This window comes from Amycolatopsis sp. NPDC004378, assembly GCF_053602455.1.
This window is the reverse complement of record NZ_JBSGDR010000002.1, coordinates 19,915-33,250: the sequence shown is the minus strand read 5'-3', so window position 1 is coordinate 33,250 and position 13,336 is coordinate 19,915. Positions and strand designations below refer to the sequence as shown.

Genomic DNA, 13,336 nt, shown 5'->3' with positions numbered 1-13,336 from the left:
TTGCGCAAACGCTTGCGTCCGGGCATCAGTCTGTCTACCTTCCCGACCATCGGCAAGCTTCGACACACATAAAGGGTGGGAACCCATGAGACAGCGAAGTCTCACCGCGCTCACGCTGGCCGCCGTCCTCGCCGCGACGACCGGGTGCACGGTCGAACGCCACTGGGGCGGGAACACCAACACCGGTGGCAGCGGCAAAGCGAAGGTCGGACTGGTCACCAAGACCGACACCAACCCCTACTTCGTCGAACTGCGCAACGCCGCGAGAGCGGCCGCGCAGGCCAACGGCGCCGACTTCAGCGCGCTCGCCGGCCAGTTCGACGGCGACAACGACGGCCAGGTCCGCGCCATCGAAAACCTCGTGCAGCAGGGCGCGAACACGATCCTCATCACGCCCAGCTCGTCGACCGGCGTGCTCAAGGCCATCAAGGACGCCCGCGACGCCGGGATCCTGGTCATCGCCCTCGACACCGCCACCGAACCGGCCGACGCCGTCGACGCCACCTTCGCCACCGACAACTTCGCGGCCGGCGAGCAGCAGGGCGCGTACGTCAAGGCGGCGCTCAAGGGCGTCCCGGCGAAGCTGCTGATGGTGGACGGGACGGCCGGCAGCTCGGTCGACACCCAGCGCCACGGCGGGTTCCTCAAGGGCATCGGGCTCACCGACAGCTCGCCGGAGATCAAGGGCCACACCGCGGCCAACGGCGACCAGAGCCTCGCCCAGCAGGGCATGGAGAACCTGCTGCAGCGCAGCACGGACATCAACGCCGTCTACTCGATGAACGAGCCGATGGGCCGCGGCGCCTACGCGGCCCTGAACGCGCGCGGGCTCACCAACCAGATCGTGATGGGCTCGATCGACGGCGGCTGCGAGGGCGTCCAGAACGTCAAGAACGGCCAGTTCGCCGCGACCGTCATGCAGTTCCCCAAGAAGATGGCCGAACAGGGCGTGCTCGCCGCCGTGAACTACGCCAAGACCGGCAAGAAGCCGAGCGGCTTCGTGAACACCGGGTCCGCCGTGATCACCGACAAACCCCTGCCCGGCATCGAAAGCCACGATTCGGCGTGGGGCCTGCAGAACTGCTGGGGAGGCCAGAAATGACAACCGCAGTGGCCACCAAGGAACGTGAGTCGCTCGGCGAGTTCCTCCTCCGCGCCCCCGCGGTCGGCCCGGCGCTCGCGCTGGTCGTCGCGATCGTGGTGTTCTCACTCGCCACGGACACGTTCTTCGACCTCGACAACCTGTCCACAGTGGTCCAGCAGTCGCTGGTCGTCGGGACGCTCGCGCTGGGACAGACGCTCGTCATCCTGATCGCGGGCATCGACCTGTCCAACGCGTCGTCGATGGTCGTCGCGACGCTGATCATGGCGAAGCTCGCCGCGGCCGGCACGAACGGCTTCGTCGCGCTGCTCGCCGGGGTCGTGCTGACGATCATCGTCGGTATCTTCATCGGCGGCCTCGCCACGCGGGTCAAGCTGCCCGCGTTCATCATCACGCTCGGCACGTTCACCATGCTGACCGCGGTGTCGAAGCTGATCGCCGGCGGCCAGGCCGTCCCGGTGACCGACGGGCTGCTGCAGTGGCTCGGCACCAAGCGCTACCTCTTCGGCGGCATCCCGATCACCTACGGCATGACGCTGGCGCTGCTGATGTACCTCGGCGTCTGGTACGCGCTGACGAAAACCGCGTGGGGCAAGCACGTCTACGCGGTCGGCAACGCGCCGGAATCCGCGCGGCTGTCCGGCATCAAGGTCAACCGCACGGTGCTGTCGGTGTACATCGTGGCCGGGCTGACCTTCGGCATCGCCGCCTGGCAGGCGCTCGGCCGGACGCCGAACGCCGACCCGAACCAGTTCCAGCTCGGCAACCTCGACTCGATCACCGCCGTCGTCCTCGGCGGGACGAGCCTCTTCGGCGGCCGCGGCTCGGTGCTCGGGACGCTGATGGGCGCGCTGGTCGTGGCCGTGCTGCGGTCGGGCCTCACGCAGATGAACGTCGACGGCAACTACCAGGACCTCGCCACCGGCGCCCTGCTCATCGCCGCCGTCGTGGTGGACCGGATCGCGAGGAGGCAGCAGCAGTCATGACCGAACCGATCCTCCAGGCCCGCGGGCTGGTGAAACGCTACGGCCGGGTGACCGCCATCGACGGCGCCGACTTCGACCTGCTGCCCGGCGAGGTGCTCGCCGTGGTCGGCGACAACGGCGCCGGCAAGTCGTCGCTCATCAAAGCCCTTTCGGGCGCGGTGATCCCCGACGAGGGAGAGATCAAAGTGGACGGCAGGACCGTCCACTTCAAGTCTCCTTTGGACGCTCGCCACTACGGCATCGAGACGGTGTACCAGGACCTCGCCGTCGCGCCCGCGCTCGACATCGCGTCGAACATGTTCCTGGGCCGGGAAAAACGGCTCAAGGGACCGTTCGGGCTGTTCCGCAAGCTCGACACCGGCACCATGCGGTCGGAGGCGCAGCGGATCCTCGACGAACTGGGCATCAACATCAAGTCCATCACCCAGCCCGTCGAGACGCTCTCGGGTGGCCAGCGGCAAGGTGTCGCCGTCGCGCGGGCCGCGGCGTTCGGCACCAAGGCCGTGATCATGGACGAGCCCACGGCCGCCTTGGGGGTCGCCGAGTCCGGCAAGGTGCTCGACCTCATCGGCCGGATCCGCGACCGCGGCCTGCCGGTGGTGCTGATCAGCCACAACATGCCGCACGTCTTCGACATCGCCGACCGCATCCACGTGCACCGCCTCGGCAAGCGCGTCGCGGTCGTCTCGCCGAAGACGCACTCGATGAACCAGGTCGTCGGCCTGCTCACGGGTGCGTTGCGGCTCAACGAAAACGGCGAAGTCGAAGAAGCCGCCGCCGCGACCCACGTGGCCGGCTTGAAATGAAGGTGCTGCTGGCGGGCTTGTGCACCGTGGACGTGATCCAGCGGGTCGACGAGCTTCCGGCGCCGGGCGAGAAGGTGCAGTCGCTGCGGGTGGACGTCGCGGCCGGGGGGCCCGCGACGAACGCCGCGGTGACGGCCGCCGCGCTCGGTGTCGAGGCGACCCTGCTGACCGTCCTCGGCGCACACCCGCTGGCGGCCCTCGCCCGCGCCGACCTCGAAGCGCACGGCGTCCGGCTGATCGACCTCGTGCCTTCGCTCGCGGACCCACCCCCGGTCAGCGCGGTAGCCGTCCGAGACCGCGACGGAGAGCGCACGGTCGTCGCCCGCAACGCCGCGGACCGGCCCTTTCACGAGAAAGTGCCGGTTCCCGAAGCGGACGTGGTGCTGCTCGACGGGCACTACCCGGAACTCGCGCTGGCCGTCGCGCGGGGGACAGCGGCGCCGGTCGTGCTCGACGCCGGGAGCTGGAAGCCCGTGCTCGACGAGCTGCTCCCGCTGGTCGACATCGCCGCGTGTTCCGCGCACTTCCGGGCGCCGGAGCCCGGCCTGCACGAGCGCGGCGTCCCCACCGTCATCACCACCGCGGGTCCCGGGCCGGTGCGGTGGTCCACTGCGGACGGACGCTCGGGTGAGGTGCCTGTCGCCGACGTCGAAGCGCGAGACACACTAGGTGCGGGCGACGTCTGGCACGGCGCGCTCGCCGTGGCCGTGCCGCGCGAACCGACGGTGACGGACCGGATCCGCTTCGCCAACGAGGTGGCCGCCGAACGGGTGCGGCAGGTGGGACCGCGGTCGTGGACGACCGCGATCGCAGGAAGGAACAGGACATGACGGCGTTCGACGACCTGCTGGCCCGGGCCGAGGGCCTGACCGTGCGGGGGCAGCGCAACGTGCTCGGCATCATCGGCGCGCCCGCGTCCGGCAAGACCACGCTGGCCTGGGCGATCGCCAACGCGCTCGGCTCGCGCGCCGCCGTGGTCGGGATGGACGGCTTCCACCTCGCGCAGGTCGAGCTGCGCCGGCTGGAGCGCACCGAGCGGAAGGGCGCCCCGGACACGTTCGACGCGGCCGGCTACTTCCACATGATCAAGCGGCTCGCCGAAGGCCGCGAGACGGTGTACGCGCCGGAGTTCCGCCGCGAGATCGAGGAGCCGATCGCCGGGGCCGTGGCGGTGCCGCCGGAGGTCCAGCTGGTGATCACCGAGGGCAACTACCTGCTGCTGCCGGACGACCCGTGGAGCGGTATCCGGCCGCTGCTCACCGAGGCCTGGTTCCTCGCGCCGGACGAGCCCGAGCGGATCGAACGCCTGGTGTCGCGCCACCGCCGCTACGGCCGTTCGCTGGTCGAGGCCCGCCGCCGCGCGCTCGGCTCGGACCAGCGCAACGCCGACCTCATCTCGCAGACGCGCGACCGCGCGGACCTGGTGCTGGAGAACCTGCCGCTGGCGAACTTCGCGATTTGACCCTCGTCGTCACGGGCGGCAGCCGCGGGATCGGCGCCGCCATCTGCACGCTGGCGGCTCAGCGCGGCCACGACGTCGTCGTGAACTACTCCGGTGATCCCGCGCCCGCGGAGGAGGTCGCTTCGCGGGTGCGTGCGTCGGGGCGCCAGGCGCTGGCGGTCCGCGCGGACGTCTCGGCCGAGGACGACGTCCGCGCGCTGTTCGACGCGGCCGCCGAGCTCGGGCCGGTGAACGCGCTGGTCAACAACGCCGCGATCGTCGGCAACACGCCGGGGCGGCTCGACTCCTACGACGTCGAGGTCGTCCGGCGCACGCTCGACGTGAACGTCACCGGGGTGTTCCTGTGCTGCCGCGAGGCGGTCCGCCGGATGTCGACGCGCTACGGCGGCGGGGGCGGCGCGATCGTCAACATCTCCTCGACGGCCGCGCGCACCGGCTCGGCCGGCGAGTGGGTGCACTACGCGGCGTCGAAGGCCGCCGTCGACACCATGACGTTCGGGCTCGCGCAGGAGGTCGCGGGCGAGGGCGTCCGGGTCAACGCCGTCGCGCCCGGGATGATCCACACCGGCCTGCACGCGGCCGCCGGCCTGCCGGACCGGATGGCGAAGTACGCGCCGCAGATCCCGATGGGCCGCGCCGGGCAGCCGGCCGAGATCGCCGAGGCGGTGTTGTTCCTGCTGTCGCCGGCGTCGTCGTTCACGACGGGCGCGGTGCTCGACGTCGGTGGCGGCCGGTGATCGGACGAGTACTCTCCGATAATCGCGCATGACCTTCGGTCACCGACGTCCGCCTGCTGGGACGCCCGGAGACGGCGAGATCACGATCGGACGGGGAACTTGGTCACCCTCGTTTCGGTGGGCGAACGCTGTGCAACTCTGGGAAGCCGCCACGAGAAAGGACGGCTTCGGAAGCCATGGCGAAACTCATGTCCGTGCACCACCTCGCGCTCACCGTGACCGACGTGGACCGCAGCGTGCCGTGGTACGCACGGGTCCTCGACCTCGAGGAGGTCATCCGGCGCGAAGAGCCGGACACGGGACTGCGCAAGGTCGTGCTCCGGTCCGCCGGGGACGAGTTCTCCGTGGTGCTGGTCCAGCACGCGGACACCGGCAGACGCGGGTTCGACGAGCGCCGCACCGGCCTCGACCACGTCGCCTTCCGGGTGGGCTCGGTCGCCGAGCTGGCCGAATGGGAGTGCCGCCTCGCCGAGTTCGGGGTCTCGTACCTGCCGGCCGCGCCGTCGCGCACCTTCGAAGGCTCGCAGGTGGTCGTGTTCCGCGACCCGGACGGCATCCAGCTGGAGATCTGGGCCGACCCGGAGCTGTGACTCAGGCCCGCGCGTCGTCGCGCTCGTCGACCGGGCGCCGCATTTCCTGGCGGTAGCGCACCACGCCGTAGCCCGTGCCGAAGACGAAGAACGCGATGCTGACCCACAGGGCCGCCGTCTTCAGCCACGGGAGCACGTCCAGCAGGCCCGCACCGTAGTAGCCGAGCAGCACCAGCGTCGGCACCCAGAGCACGCCGCCGAGGGCGGTCGCGGCCATGAAGCGGCGAGGGTCCATCCGGGCGGCGCCGGCGATCAGCGGCGCCAGCGTGCGGATCCACGGGATCCAGCGGGCCGCCACGATCGCGAAGAAGCCCTTGCGGTCCAGGAACCGCTGCGCGCGCTCGAGGTTGTGCCGGTTCAGCACCTTGCCGTCGCGGCGCGCGATGAGCTTGGTGCCGCTGCCCCGGCCGATGTAGTACCCGATCTGGTTGCCGAGCACGGCGACGACCAGCGCGGCGCCCGACAGCAGCCACGCGTTCAGGTCCGAGCCGTGCTGGGCCAGCACCACGCCGGCGCCGAACAGCAGCGAATCACCGGGCAGGAACAGCCCGATGATCAGCGCGCACTCGACCAGCACGAAGCTCAGCACGATCACCCAGACGAGCAGCGGGCCGGCGGTGTCCAGCCAGCTCACGCCGACGCCCGCGGCCTCCATGCTCACGACGTTCACACGGGGAGCCTACGTGGCCCAGGTGAACGCTCCGCGGCGAACGGTCAAAACGAGCTCTCCGGAAGATTCTTCTCTCACCAACGGTGAAGGCCCCCTCACCTGCGGTGAGAGGGCCTTCCCGAAGAGACGGCTCAGAACTGCGGCAGCGATTCGCCTTGGACCGCTTCGATGTCGAGCTCGACCTTCACGGTCGTGCCGACCGCCGCGACGCCGGCGCGGACCATCGCGCTGTAGTTGATCGCGAAGTCGTTCCGGTGCAGCGTCGTCTCGGCGTGGAACGCCGCGCGCACGCCGCCCCACGGGTCCGGGCCCCAGCCGCCGTACGTCAGCTCCAGCTCGATCTCGCGGCGCTCGCCGTGCAGCGTCAGCTCGCCCGCCAGCGTCCACGAGTCCACGCCGCGCTGGTGCAGCCCGGTGCTGGTGAACGTGATCACCGGGTGCACGTCGACGTCGAGGAAGTCCGCCGAGCGCAGGTGGTCGTCCCGCATCCTGATGCCGGTGTCGATGGTCGCCGCCTTGATCTCGGCGTGCACCGACGAGCGTTCCGCCGGGCGGCCGATCTCGATCCGGCCGGACACGTCCGGGAACCGCGCCTTGATGCTCGCGATGCCCAGGTGCCGCGCGGTCGCGACGACCGACGAGTGCATCGGGTCGATCACCCACGGCCCGGCGGGCGGCAGGTCGATCGCCTCGGCGACCGGGGCCAGCACGACGTCGCCGAGCGAACCGGAACCGTCCGAGGCGACCTGCGTCATCTTGGCGACCGGGGTGTACCCGGCCGCCGTGACGACCGCGGTGTAGGTGCCCGCCGGGAGGGCGTCGGTGACGACCTCCCCGCGGACGTCGGCCGCCTGCCGGGCGACCTGCCGCCCGGCCGGGTCGGTGACGGTGAGCACCGCGTGCTCCACCGCCCAGCCCTCGGCCGTGCGGAAGGTCGCGCGCAGCCCGGTCATGACCGGTCGACCAGCTCGTCGAGGGCCTGGTCGTAGCTCAGCTTGACGTCGTGGCCCGCTTCGCCGCCGGTCAGCTCCACCTGGCTGGTCGCCGGCGGGTAACCGCTCGCGACCACCGTGAAGGCGCCCGCGGGCAGGTCGCTGATGACGTACCGGCCTTCGGCGTCGGTCCGGGCGACGGCCGCGACGTTGCCTTCGGCGTCGAGCACGGTGATCCGCGCGTCCGGCACCACCCGGTCGCCCTCGGTCCGCGCGGTGCCGGTCAGCAGCACCGAGCTCGCGAGCTCGACGTCGTGGCGCAGCACGCCGCTGTCCGGCACGGTCAGCGTCACCGCGACGGGCCGGTGGCCCGGGCCGCTCGCGACCAGGGTGTACGCCCCGGCGCCGACCCCGACGAAGGCGTAGGTGCCGTCCGCGGTCGTGATGAACGCGCCGTTCACCTCGCCCCGGCCGTCGGTCAGGGTGACCGTCACGTTCGCCAGCGGGGAGCCGGTCGCGGCCGCCCGCACGGTGCCGGTCAGCTCGCCGGAGCCGGTGAGCGTGACGTCGACCGTCGCCGGGCCGTTGCTGATCACGACGCTCGAGGCCTGCGGCTGGTGGCCGTGGGCCGACACGATCAGGACGTACGCGCCCGGGCCCTGGCTGGGCACCGAGTAGCTGCCGTCGCCCGCCCCGGTGGCCCGCGCGACCTGGCGGCCGCGCTGGTCGATCAGGGTCAGCGCGGCACCCGGCACGTGGCTGCCGTCCTGGCGGCGGACGTGCCCGGTCACCGGCACGCCACCCGCGCCGACCGGGACGTCGAGCCCGGAGTCCGCGACGGAGTTCGTGATCGGCAGCGCACCCGACACGGCCTGGTAGTCACCGTGGCCGTTCGTGCTCAGCGCGTGCTTCCCGCCGCCGACCAGGGCCGGCTCGCGGTCGGCCGGCTTGACCGGCTCGACGATCTCGGTCGGCTCGTCCGCGTGGTCCTCCGCCTCGAGCAGCGCCTCGCCGCCCTCCATGGCCGCCGCGGCCGGGGCCGCGTTGGTCAGCGGGATCTCCTTCATGAACAGCAGCACGATCGTGGCCAGCAGGGCCACCGCGCCCGCGACGTAGAACACCGTCGTGATCGACTCGGTGAAGCCGACCAGCACCGGGGTCTTGATCGCCTCGGGCAGGCTCTGGATGTTGCTGGTGTTGCTCGACAGGTCGCCGATCCCGCCGCCCGCGCCGGCCGGCAGCTTGCCGCCGAACGCCTTGGTGATGTTGGGCAGCAGGGTGTTGAAGAGGATCGTCAGGAAGATCGCGACACCGGCGGTACCACCGATCTGCCGGAAGAACGTCGCCGACGCGGTCGAGACGCCCATGTCGCTGCGCGGGCCCGCGTTCTGCACCGCGATGATCAGCGTCTGCATGCACTGGCCGAGGCCGAGGCCGATGATGGCGGCCGCGACCAGCGGGTGCCACAGCGGCGAGTCGTACTTGACCTGCGCGAAGAAGAACGCGCCGGCGGCGATCAGGATGGTGCCGATGATCGGGAAGATCTTGTAGCGCCCGGTCTTCCCGGTGAGCCGGCCGGAGACGATCGAGCTGGTCATGATGCCCGCCATCAGCGGCAGCATCAGCAACCCGGACTCGGTCGGCGTGTAGCCCTGCACGACCTGCATGAACTGCGGGATCATCGTGATCGCGCCGAACATCGCGACACCGACGATGACACCGCCGATGATCGCCACGGTGAACGTCGAGTTCTTGAACAGCCGCAGCGGGATGAGCGCGGCTTCCTTCATCCACCGCTCGATCGCGATGAAGGCGATGATGCCGACGCCGCCGACGACGTAGCAGAGGATGGCCTTCTGGTCGCCCCAGCCCCACTTCTGGCCCTGCTCGGCGACGATCAGGAACGGCACGACCGCGACGACGAGGGCGAGCGCGCCCCACCAGTCGATCTTGTGGTCGTGGCGCTCGTGCGGCACGTTCAGCACCCGCGCGACGACGAACAGCGCGATGATGCCGATCGGGACGTTGATCAGGAAGACCCAGCGCCAGCCGTGGATGTCGTAGCCGAAGATGCTGCCGGCGTGCTCGATGCCGGCGAAGAAGCCGCCCAGCACCGGGCCGAGGACCGTGGACAGGCCGAACACGGCCAGGATGTAGCCCTGGTACTTGGCCCGCTCCCGCGGCGGCACGATGTCGCCGAGGATCGTCATGGCCAGCGACATCAGGCCGCCGGCGCCGAGGCCCTGCACCGCGCGGAACGCGGCCAGCTCGTACATCGACTGCGAGAAGGCCGAAGCCAGCGAACCGACCACGAAGATCGTGATCGCGGCGAGGTAGAACGGCTTGCGGCCGTAGATGTCGGAGAGCTTGCCGTAGATCGGCGTGACGATCGTCGAGGTGATCAGGTACGCCGTGGTCGCCCACGCCTGCAGGTCGAAGCCGTGCAGGTCGTTGGCGATCTTGACGATCGACGTACCGACGATCGTCTGGTCCAGCGCGGCGAGGAACATGCCGCACATCAGGCCGCTCAGGATCGTGACGATCTGGCGGTGGCTCAGCCGGGGTGGTTGCCCCACCTCGGGCAGAGCGGGTGCTTCGGTGGTGGAACTCATGCGTTGGCCCCCTTGGCCGGTGCACTGGCGGACGGGTGCGCGTCGGCCAGCTGTGGAGAGTGGTTCTCGATACCTGTGTTGAGCCGGCCGAAGAGCCGGTTGAGGGTCTGGATCTCCCCTTCGGTCCAGTCCCCGAGCACTTCGGCCAGCCACTGGTTGCGCTGCTTGCGGTTCTCTTCGAACACCCGCATGCCCTCGGCCGTCGGCGCGAGCAGGCAGGCCCGCCCGTCCTCCGGGTCGGCCTGGCGCTCGACCAGGCCGTGCTGGACGAGCGAGCTCGACTGCCTGCTGATCGTGGAGATCTCGGAGTGGAGCGACTCGGCGAGCCGGCTGGTGCGCTGCGGGCCCTCGTGGATGAGGGTGAAGAGGATCGCGTAGGCCGCCCGCTCGATCCCGTCCGGCCCCTGCTTGGACACCTGGGACTTCGCCTTGTTGATCAGGCGGACCAGGCGGACGAGCTCGTGCCCGAGCTGGTCGGCGAGGTCCAGTTCGGCCGTGGGCCGGGTGGCGGAGCTGTTCGGTGCCATTGCTGAGTCCTTCACGCGGGCGAGGCGTTGGTTGGCGGCTGCAACTAGTTGCCTACGGCAAGAATGTGCCTTCACGGACCGTTGTGCAAGCCGTGGACCACCCGATGTGTCACAACACACTTTAGTTGTCCGATGCAAGCAGATTTCCGCGCCCTCGTTCGTCCCTTTTGTCGTCCTCTGCCGTGCTGATCAGCACTTATGGGTGACGCGGATACCCGGTCGAGGGCGGAACAAAGACGGCCACCGCGGGTTGAACCGGGTATGACCGACGACACAGCTCTGAAGGACTTCATCGCCACGCAGCGCCACGGCGTCCTGGCCACGATCCGCCGCGACGGCCGGCCCCAGCTGTCCACCATCACGCACCTCTACGACCCCGCGACCAACACGATCACCGCGTCGATCACCGAAACCCGGGCGAAGACGAAGAACATGCGCCGCGACCCGCGGGTGACGTACCACGTGGGCAGCGAAGACGGCTGGAGCTACGTCGTCGCCGAGGGCCGCGCCGAGCTGACGGCCCCGGCGGCCTCGCGGGACGACGCGACGGTGGAAGCGCTCGTCGACTACTACCGCCGGGCCGCGGGCGAACACCCCGACTGGGACGAGTACCGCGACGCGATGGTCAGCGACCAGCGGGTGCTGCTGCGGGTGCACGTCGACAAGCTGCTGGGCTTGGTCCGGTAGGGCCGTTTTGAAATAGAAGTTCCGCAGTGCGGACTATCCGGGCTTACGATGAGGCCATGGGCAACGAAGCTTTGGTCACCCGGCTGCGCGACCTCCTCGGCAAGAGCGCCGTGCTCACCGACTCCGACGTCACGGCGTCCTACGCGCGCGACATGATGCCGCTGGCGCCGGCCGGCAAGCCCCTCGCCGTCGTGCTGCCGGCGAACGTCGAGGAGGTGCAGGCCGTCGTCAAGGCGTGTGCCGAGGCCAAGGTGCCGATCGTGCCGCGCGGCGCGGGCAGCGGGCTCTCCGGCGCCGCGAACGCCATCGACGGCTGCGTCACGCTGTCGCTGACCAAGCTGAACGAGATCGTCGAGATCGACGCCGGGAACCGGCTCGCCGTGGTGCAGCCCGGCGTCGTCAACCTGGACTTCCGCAACGCCGTCGAGAAGGACGGCCTGTTCTACCCGCCGGACCCGTCGAGCTACGACTGGTGCACGATCGGCGGCAACCTGTCGACCAACGCCGGCGGCCTGTGCTGCGTGAAGTACGGCGTCACCACCGACTCGGTGCTCGGCCTGGAGGTCGTCCTGGCCGACGGGTCGCTGCTCAAGACCGGCCGCCGCACGGTGAAGGGGGTCGCCGGCTACGACCTCGCCCGGCTGTTCGTCGGCAGCGAGGGCACGCTCGGCGTCATCACGCAGGCGACGGTGCAGCTCAAGCCGCTGCCCCAGGCACCGGCGACGCTCGTCGCGGGCTTCACGACCACCGAAGCGGCCGGGGAAGCCGTCGCCCGCGTGGTCCGCGAAGGACTCGTGCCGTCGCTGCTGGAGATCATGGACGCGTCCTCGATCAAGGCGTCCGAGGCGTACCTGAAGACGGACCTCGGCGCGGGCTCGGACTGCAAGGCGCTGCTGCTCGGCCAGTCGGACGCGGGCGGCGAGGTCGCCCGCCGCGAGCTGGCGGCGCTGGAGCAGATCTGCGTCGACTGCGGCGCGGACCTCGCGTACACGACCGAAGACCTCGAAGAGGGCCGGATGCTCCTGCAGGCCCGCCGCGTGGTGCTGACGGCGCTGGAGACGTACGGCGTCTGGCTGACGGACGACGTGTGCGTCCCCCGCACGCGCATCGCGGAGCTGATCCACGGGTGCGAGAAGATCAGCGAAGAGGTCGGCCTGCGCATCGCGGTGGTGGGCCACGCCGGCGACGGCAACATGCACCCGACGATCGTCTACCAGCCGGACGACCCGGACGAGTTCGCCCGCGCCCGCCGCGCGTTCGACGAGATCCTCGAGGTGGGCCTGTCCCTCGGCGGCACGGTGACCGGCGAGCACGGCGTCGGCAAGATCAAGCGCGAGTGGCTGGAGCGCGAGATCGGGCCGGTGGGCATGCGCGTGCACCGGCAGATCAAGCAGGCCCTCGACCCAGAGAACCTGTTCAACCCGGGCTCGATGTTCTCGATGACCTAGTGTTCTCGATGACCTGGTCGTGCCGCGTCCGCCCGGACCGGTCCGCCGGTCGACGGCCCGGGGGCCGCCCTCAGTCCTTGATGCGCGGGATCCGCTGCGTGACGTCCGGGTCGGCGGTCGCCGCCGCCTTCTTCTCGCGGCGGGACTTCAGGTACTCCAGGCCGATCGGGACCACCGACACCAGCACGATCAGCACGAAGATCGCGTCGACGTTGTTCCGGATGAACGAGATGTTCCCCAGCAGCGAGCCGAGCACCGTGATGCCCGCGGCCCAGAGGATGCCGCCGATGATCGTGTACGTGAAGTAGCGCTTCGGGTCCATGCGGCCGATGCCCGCGATCCACGTGATGAACGTCCGCACGAACGGGACGAACCGGGCCAGCACGACCGCCTTGGGGCCGTGCTTCTCCAGGAATTCGTGGGTCTTGTCGACGTACTCGCGCTTGAAGAACTTCGAGTCCGGCCGGTTGAACAGCTTGGGCCCGGCGAAGTAGCCGATGTAGTAGCCGACGACGTTGCCGAGCAGCGCCGCGACCGTCACCAGGACGCAGACCAGCCACAACGGCGCGTCGAGCGTGCCGTTCGCGATGAACAGGCCCGCGGTGAACAGCAAGGAGTCACCGGGCAGCACCGGGAAGATGCTGCTCTCGATGAAGATGATCAGGCACAGCACCGCGAGGACCGGCGTCGTCAGGCCGCTCAGCAGGTGCTGCGGGTCCAGCCATGACGGCAGCAGCGACATCGTGTTGACCGTGCTCTGGGCGAGAATCACCTGGA

Annotated in this window: 14 protein-coding genes; 9 read left to right on the top strand and 5 right to left on the bottom strand. The window is 70.2% G+C overall.

What is annotated here, in order from left to right; genetic code table 11:
* The first annotated feature begins 85 nt into the window (after positions 1 to 85).
* The 7 genes from ACWEN0_RS07680 to ACWEN0_RS07650 all read left to right on the top strand — a co-directional run bounded on the left by ACWEN0_RS07680 (position 86) and on the right by ACWEN0_RS07650 (position 5,683).
* A complete protein-coding gene (locus ACWEN0_RS07680) occupies positions 86 to 1,102 on the top strand; it encodes a substrate-binding domain-containing protein (RefSeq protein WP_451969973.1) in 1,017 nt (338 codons plus the stop codon).
* Positions 1,099 to 2,088, top strand: a complete 990-nt coding sequence (locus tag ACWEN0_RS07675; RefSeq protein ID WP_451969971.1) for an ABC transporter permease — start codon at positions 1,099 to 1,101, stop codon at positions 2,086 to 2,088. Before ACWEN0_RS07680 ends, ACWEN0_RS07675 begins: the two co-directional genes overlap by 4 nt.
* Positions 2,085 to 2,894 (top strand): ATP-binding cassette domain-containing protein, encoded by an 810-nt coding sequence (locus ACWEN0_RS07670; protein ID WP_451969969.1) that lies wholly within the window; start codon positions 2,085 to 2,087, stop codon positions 2,892 to 2,894. The genes ACWEN0_RS07675 and ACWEN0_RS07670 overlap by 4 nt, the downstream gene beginning before the upstream one ends.
* The gene (locus ACWEN0_RS07665) at positions 2,891 to 3,724 is read left to right on the top strand and encodes a PfkB family carbohydrate kinase (protein ID WP_451969967.1); all 834 of its coding nucleotides are present in this window, start codon (positions 2,891 to 2,893) and stop codon (positions 3,722 to 3,724) included. Before ACWEN0_RS07670 ends, ACWEN0_RS07665 begins: the two co-directional genes overlap by 4 nt.
* Complete coding sequence (locus ACWEN0_RS07660; RefSeq protein WP_451969966.1) at positions 3,721 to 4,356, top strand: nucleoside/nucleotide kinase family protein; 636 nt, start codon at positions 3,721 to 3,723, stop codon at positions 4,354 to 4,356. Before ACWEN0_RS07665 ends, ACWEN0_RS07660 begins: the two co-directional genes overlap by 4 nt.
* Complete coding sequence (locus ACWEN0_RS07655) at positions 4,353 to 5,093, top strand: SDR family oxidoreductase (protein WP_451969964.1); 741 nt, start codon at positions 4,353 to 4,355, stop codon at positions 5,091 to 5,093. Before ACWEN0_RS07660 ends, ACWEN0_RS07655 begins: the two co-directional genes overlap by 4 nt.
* Before the next feature lie 176 nt (positions 5,094 to 5,269).
* The gene (locus tag ACWEN0_RS07650) at positions 5,270 to 5,683 is read left to right on the top strand and encodes a VOC family protein (protein ID WP_451969962.1); all 414 of its coding nucleotides are present in this window, start codon (positions 5,270 to 5,272) and stop codon (positions 5,681 to 5,683) included.
* 1 nt (position 5,684) lies between these two features.
* Here ACWEN0_RS07650 and ACWEN0_RS07645 read toward each other — a convergent pair whose 3' ends face one another.
* The 4 genes from ACWEN0_RS07645 to ACWEN0_RS07630 form a co-directional block, all read right to left on the bottom strand.
* Positions 5,685 to 6,353 (bottom strand): DedA family protein, encoded by a 669-nt coding sequence (locus tag ACWEN0_RS07645; RefSeq protein ID WP_451969960.1) that lies wholly within the window; start codon positions 6,351 to 6,353, stop codon positions 5,685 to 5,687.
* 131 nt (positions 6,354 to 6,484) lie between these two features.
* Entirely contained in the window at positions 6,485 to 7,306 is an 822-nt protein-coding gene (locus tag ACWEN0_RS07640) for a YceI family protein (protein WP_451969958.1), read from the bottom strand.
* Entirely contained in the window at positions 7,303 to 9,897 is a 2,595-nt protein-coding gene (locus ACWEN0_RS07635) for a DHA2 family efflux MFS transporter permease subunit (RefSeq protein ID WP_451969956.1), read from the bottom strand. Before ACWEN0_RS07635 ends, ACWEN0_RS07640 begins: the two co-directional genes overlap by 4 nt.
* Positions 9,894 to 10,424, bottom strand: a complete 531-nt coding sequence (locus ACWEN0_RS07630) for a MarR family winged helix-turn-helix transcriptional regulator (protein WP_451969954.1) — start codon at positions 10,422 to 10,424, stop codon at positions 9,894 to 9,896. Before ACWEN0_RS07630 ends, ACWEN0_RS07635 begins: the two co-directional genes overlap by 4 nt.
* Positions 10,425 to 10,685: 261 nt before the next feature.
* Here ACWEN0_RS07630 and ACWEN0_RS07625 point away from each other — a divergent pair, with 261 nt between their 5' ends.
* Positions 10,686 to 11,111, top strand: coding sequence for a PPOX class F420-dependent oxidoreductase (locus ACWEN0_RS07625; protein ID WP_451969952.1), 426 nt, complete (start codon positions 10,686 to 10,688; stop codon positions 11,109 to 11,111).
* 56 nt (positions 11,112 to 11,167) lie between these two features.
* Entirely contained in the window at positions 11,168 to 12,559 is a 1,392-nt protein-coding gene (locus ACWEN0_RS07620; protein ID WP_451969950.1) for an FAD-binding oxidoreductase, read from the top strand.
* 70 nt (positions 12,560 to 12,629) lie between these two features.
* On the opposite strand, the gene ACWEN0_RS07615 is transcribed toward ACWEN0_RS07620, so the two are convergent.
* Positions 12,630 to 13,331, bottom strand: a complete 702-nt coding sequence (locus ACWEN0_RS07615) for a DedA family protein (protein ID WP_451969948.1) — start codon at positions 13,329 to 13,331, stop codon at positions 12,630 to 12,632.
* Positions 13,332 to 13,336 lie beyond the last annotated feature (5 nt).